Source organism: Variovorax sp. LG9.2 (assembly GCF_035018885.1).
Lineage (GTDB): Bacteria > Pseudomonadota > Gammaproteobacteria > Burkholderiales > Burkholderiaceae_C > Variovorax.
On the sequence record NZ_JASJXB010000068.1, the window covers coordinates 1 to 5,017 of the forward strand.

The 5,017-nt window shown below is 58.1% G+C and carries 3 protein-coding genes and 2 pseudogenes; all 5 read left to right on the plus strand.

The genetic code is table 11. From position 1 onward, the window contains the following. Positions 1–63: 63 nt before the first annotated feature. Positions 64–426: pseudogene (locus QN413_RS26735) on the plus strand (4-hydroxyphenylpyruvate dioxygenase); the annotation flags it as partial. Between the two features lie 29 nt (positions 427–455). Beyond that, positions 456–1,289, plus strand: coding sequence for a transporter substrate-binding domain-containing protein (locus QN413_RS26740; RefSeq protein ID WP_323499596.1), 834 nt, complete (start codon positions 456–458; stop codon positions 1,287–1,289). A 157-nt stretch (positions 1,290–1,446) separates the two neighbouring features. After that, positions 1,447–1,970: pseudogene (locus QN413_RS26745) on the plus strand (phenylalanine 4-monooxygenase); the annotation flags it as partial. 236 nt (positions 1,971–2,206) lie between these two features. Further along, a complete protein-coding gene (locus QN413_RS26750; RefSeq protein ID WP_323499597.1) occupies positions 2,207–3,778 on the plus strand; it encodes a cryptochrome/photolyase family protein in 1,572 nt (523 codons plus the stop codon). After that, a complete protein-coding gene (locus QN413_RS26755; protein WP_323499598.1) occupies positions 3,765–4,964 on the plus strand; it encodes an FAD-binding domain-containing protein in 1,200 nt (399 codons plus the stop codon). The genes QN413_RS26750 and QN413_RS26755 overlap by 14 nt, the downstream gene beginning before the upstream one ends. Positions 4,965–5,017 lie beyond the last annotated feature (53 nt).

Sequence of the window (5,017 nt, forward strand, 5' to 3'; positions counted from 1 at the left end):
GGGTAGGCTGAACACCCGGGTCACTTTGAGATCGGCACAACCCTCATAAGTGGGTCAATTCTCGGTCGGCGCCAACAGTACCTGGACACGTACCGGGGTGAAAGCGTCCAGCACATCGCGATGGGTTTGGACGATCTTTACAAGATCGTCGATGCCTTGCGCGGCAAGGGCGTGACGCTGGTCGACAAGCGGATTCCTGAGCATGGCGAAAGCGTGGTGGAGCTGAAGTGTCGAAAAATCCTGATCGACGGCAAGAAAGACGCTTTGTTGCTGCGGATCTTCAGCGAGGACCAGCTGGGTCCGATCTTCTTCGAATTCATTCAGCGCAAGGGTGATGAAGGCTTTGGCAACGGCAACTTCAAAGCGTTTTTTGAGCGCATTGAGCTCGTCCAGATGCGCCGTGGCGTGTTGCGCGCAGCACAATAAACGCACTCTTCACTCTCTTGGGGTTCGGCATGCGTCCTGTGTTTTTGAATCGATTGGCATTGATCGTGGGATCGACTGCGGCGGCCGTATTGTTGGCCGGTTGTATGACAACGCCGGTGCCGGTCACAGCGGTGCAGTCCCCGTCTGCATTTTCTTTGCAGTCACATCTGGATGCCGTGCAAAAGGCTGCCACGCTGCGGATTTGCACGCCGGGAGACTACAAGCCTTTCAGCTTCCAGAAGGCAGATGCCAGTTACGAGGGCATCGATGTCGACCTGATGGCGAGCTTCAGTGCGAGCCTGGGCGCGAAGCCGGAATGGATCAAGACGACGTGGGCCAATCTGCTGCCCGACCTGTCGGCGGGCAAGTGCGACATTGCTGTCGGCGGTGTGTCTGTGACCACGGAGCGCCAAAAGCGCGCATTTTTTAGCGCGCCATACATGGTCAATGGCAAGGTGCCGATCGCGCGTTGCGTGGATGTCGCCAAGTACCAGACGGTTGCCGACATTGACAAAACCTCGGTGCGTGTGATCTTCAATCCGGGCGGCAGCAACGAGCGCTTTGCTCGCGCCAACTTCAAGCAGGCCAAGTTGATCTTGCATGGCGAGAACGTCACGATCTTTGACGAGCTCCTGTCGAATCGTGCTGACGTGTTCGTTACTGAATCAGCCGAAGCGCTGACGCAGCAAAAGCTCAAGCCGGGACTGTGTGCCGTCAATGCAGACAAGCCGTTGCAGTACGGCGAGATGGGCTGGATGCTGCCGCGCGATGATGTGGCGTTCAAGTCGTATGTCGATCAGTGGCTGCACTTGTCGCAAGCCGGCGGCGAGTTTCAGCGAGTGATGGACCGCTGGCTCAAATGAACGGGGATTTCGACCTTTGTTGCGACGCCCGCGGTGTACGGCGCGTCGGATCGGCCGCCCGGGGGGTGACTACGCGCGCGCCGGTGCTGTGTGCGCGGCTACACGTGTCCCCGGGCTAGTCTTGTGATGCCTTTTATCGCTGTACTGCTGTCACTTGTTCCCGGTGATCGACTGGATTCGAAAGCCAGAAGAGCTCGACTACATCGTCGAGCCCGATGTGTTCCACGATTGGTTCGGGCACGTGCCAATGCTGTCCGACCCGGCCTTTACCGACTACGTTCAGCGTTAGGGCGAAGACGGACTAAAGGCTCACTCGCTTGGTGCGTGCGAGATGTTGGCGCGGCTTTATTGGTACACGGTGGAGTGCGGGCTTATTGGGCAGCCGGAAGGATTGCGACCGTACAGCGCGGGCGTCCTGAGTTCGTTGGCGAACGCAAGCATGAAGTACGCAGTCAAGCGCCCTATCGGTTACCACTCGATCTGGTGCGCGCCCCGCGGACGCGCTGCAAGATCGATACCTACCAGGCCAACTACTTTGTCATCGACAGCTTTGCGCAACTGTTTGAACCTACCGCACCAGACTTCACGCCGCTGTGCGCCGCGCTGATGGCCCGGTCGGACATCGACGCGGGTGTGCTGCCTGCCAAGAGCAATATCGGCCCTGACTCCCGGACTTTCTAAGCGGCTTCCCAGAAGATCTGCGGGCGGTTACGACCATCGAGACGCCTTTACTTCCGAGTAAAAACCAACTCCGCTGAGTCTGTTTAAAAACTCGGTGAAAGACTGCGGTTTCCAAGGGCAAGCTCCCTGCTCAGCTTTCACATGGATACCTTTGGGCTACGCTTTGTCGCGCAAGACGGCCCGACTCACATGGCGCGTGGATGCTTGCAAAGTCCAACAAGCGAAAAGAAAGACCCATGGCTAAGACCAAACGGCGCCAGGCGTCCCTGACTGGCAGCATTCGCCATCTCGTCATTATGTTAGGTGACCAATTAGATCAAGAATCTTCTGCCTTGGAAGGCTTCGATCCATTGCAAGACCTTATCTGGATGGCCGAGGTAGCGGAGGAGTCGACCCATGTCTGGTCTGCCAAACAGCGTATTACGGTGTTTTTGAGCGCGATGCGCCACTTCGCCGATCACCTTCGCGGGCAAGGACTGCCCATGCACTACACCCGCCTCGACGACGCTGACAATTTGGGCACGCTGACACTCGAGATCGATCGAGCGATCAAACAAGTCAGGCCCGCTGGACTGGTCTTGACTGCCCCGGGGGACTGGCGGGTGCTGCAAAGCATTCGCGCCATTGCAGCCCAACACCAGTTGCCTCTGGAGTTGCGTGACGACACGCATTTTTTCAGCACTGTACGGGACTTTGCCGCTCACGCTAAAGATCGAAAGCAGCTGCGACTCGAGTACTGGTACCGCGAACTGCGACACAAGAACGGCATCTTGATGGAGGGCTCGAAACCCGTGGGTGGTCAGTGGAACTTCGATGCGGACAATCGTGAGTCTTTCGGAAAGGCGGGGCCGCAAAACGTACCACCGCCCACACGCTTCGAGCCGGACATCACCACGCAGGAAGTGATCGATTTGGTCAACACCCGGTTCGCAAGTCACCCGGGTACGCTCATAAGTTTTGGCTGGCCAGTCACGCGAATCCAAGCTCTGCAGGCACTGCAGACGTTTATTTCGAAGCGGCTTCCGCTGTTCGGCCAATACGAAGACGCCATCTGGGCCGGCGAGGCCTGGCTTTATCACTCCCACCTCAGCAGCGCACTCAACCTCAAGCTTTTAAACGCGCGCGAGGTGGTGCAAGCGGCCGAAGATGCCTGGCGTTCTGGTCACGCACCGTTGGCCGCGGTGGAGGGTTTCGTTCGGCAAATTCTGGGCTGGCGTGAGTTTGTGCGTGGTGTTTACTGGACGCAGATGCCCGACTACGTCGAGCGCAACGCATTGAATGCCCAAGGCGACTTGCCAGCCTGGTACTGGACCGGCGAAACAGAGATGGCGTGCCTGAAAGACGCCATAGGTCAGACGTTGGAACACGGTTACTCGCACCACATTCAGCGCCTAATGGTGACGGGCCTGTACGCGCTGCTTTTTGGAGTTAAGCCACAGGCGGTACATGCTTGGTACCTGAGCGTGTATGTCGATGCAGTGGAATGGGTCGAGTTACCGAACACGCTGGGTATGAGCCAGTTTGCTGATGGTGGGTTGATGGCCAGCAAGCCCTATGTGGCCACCGGCAAATACATTCAGCGAATGAGCAACCACTGCAAGGGGTGCAAGTACGACCCCGCGCAGTCGACTGGCGATAACGCTTGCCCGTACACCACGCTGTACTGGGATTTTCTAATCCGCCACGAGGTCTTACTGAAAAAGAATCCGCGTATGGCGATGCAGCTCAAGAATCTCGCACGGCTGGACCTACCTGCTCGAGTAGCCATAGAAAGCCAAGCTACAGCACATCGCAATGCCCAGCTTTGAACCGACGTTGGATGCGGCGCACACGCGGCTCGCGGGTGTGAGGCCTGACGACTACGCGCGCACACGCAACGCACTGGAGGGCGCGGTCACCCGACTCTCGCCTTACCTGACCCACGGCTTTCTGAACTTGGCCGATGTATTTGCGGCCGTGAATGCGCACCACCCCTTGAACAACAGGCACAAGTTTGTTTTCGAGCTCGGCTGGCGCGCCTATTACCGTCATGTGTGGGCTCACCTGGGCGATGGTATTCACCTGTCCCTGCACGGCGGGCTGCTGCCCAATGACGTCTACAGCCGCGACTTTCCAGCTGATGTGGCGCAGGCGCGTACCGGTATCCCCGCGATCGACCTAGCGGTACGCACCCTGTACGGGACGGGCTACTTGCACAATCACGCCCGCATGTGGCTGTCCAGCTACCTCGTGCACATCCGCAAAGTGCACTGGCACACTGGTGCGCAATGGATGTTGGGCCACTTGCTGGACGGTGACTTGGCCAGCAACCACCTCAGCTGGCAATGGGTGGCGGGAACCGGGAGCAGCAAACCCTATCTTTTCAATGCCGAGAATGTAGCGAAGTACGCTCCCGCGGACTGGCACAGCGCCGGCACAGTGCTGGACACCAGCTACGAGGCACTGAACGAAATTGCCCGCGACTCCCTCTCGATTTCCGCCGAGGATGTGCTGTCTAACCCAACGGTAGGAATGGCTGAGCCAATTCGACGGGTGGTACCACCACCTCACACCGGTTGGTCAGCGCCCGACAACGCCACAGTCTCTGGACGCGATGTCTGGCTCCAGCATCCCTGGTCGCTCGGTGTTAGCTCACACGCTCTGCCCGCGGGTGCGCTGCGAATCGGTGTGGGCTTCTATGTTTCTCATGCTGCGTCACCGTGGAGCGAGCGGCGTTGGGACTTCGTCACACGCGGACTAAAGAAGCAAACAGCGCATCTCTGGTGGGGCGATGTTGAACACTTGGCGCTCGCCCTGCAAAGTGCCAAATCCGTGCATTGGCAGTGCGACCCACACGCAGACTCGGCGCTCGAAAGTCTTCGTGAGCGACTTTGCGCATCAATGCCAAATCCACCTTCTTCATACCAGCCGCTGTGCCTATTCGACCCGGTTGATGTTTATTGCGGCAGCTTTTCTGAATGGTGGAAACGGACCAGTCTCAAGACTCTTCGATAGCCGACATTCTCAAATCAACTAAAGCGCGGAACAAAAAAAAGCCCAACCTTTCG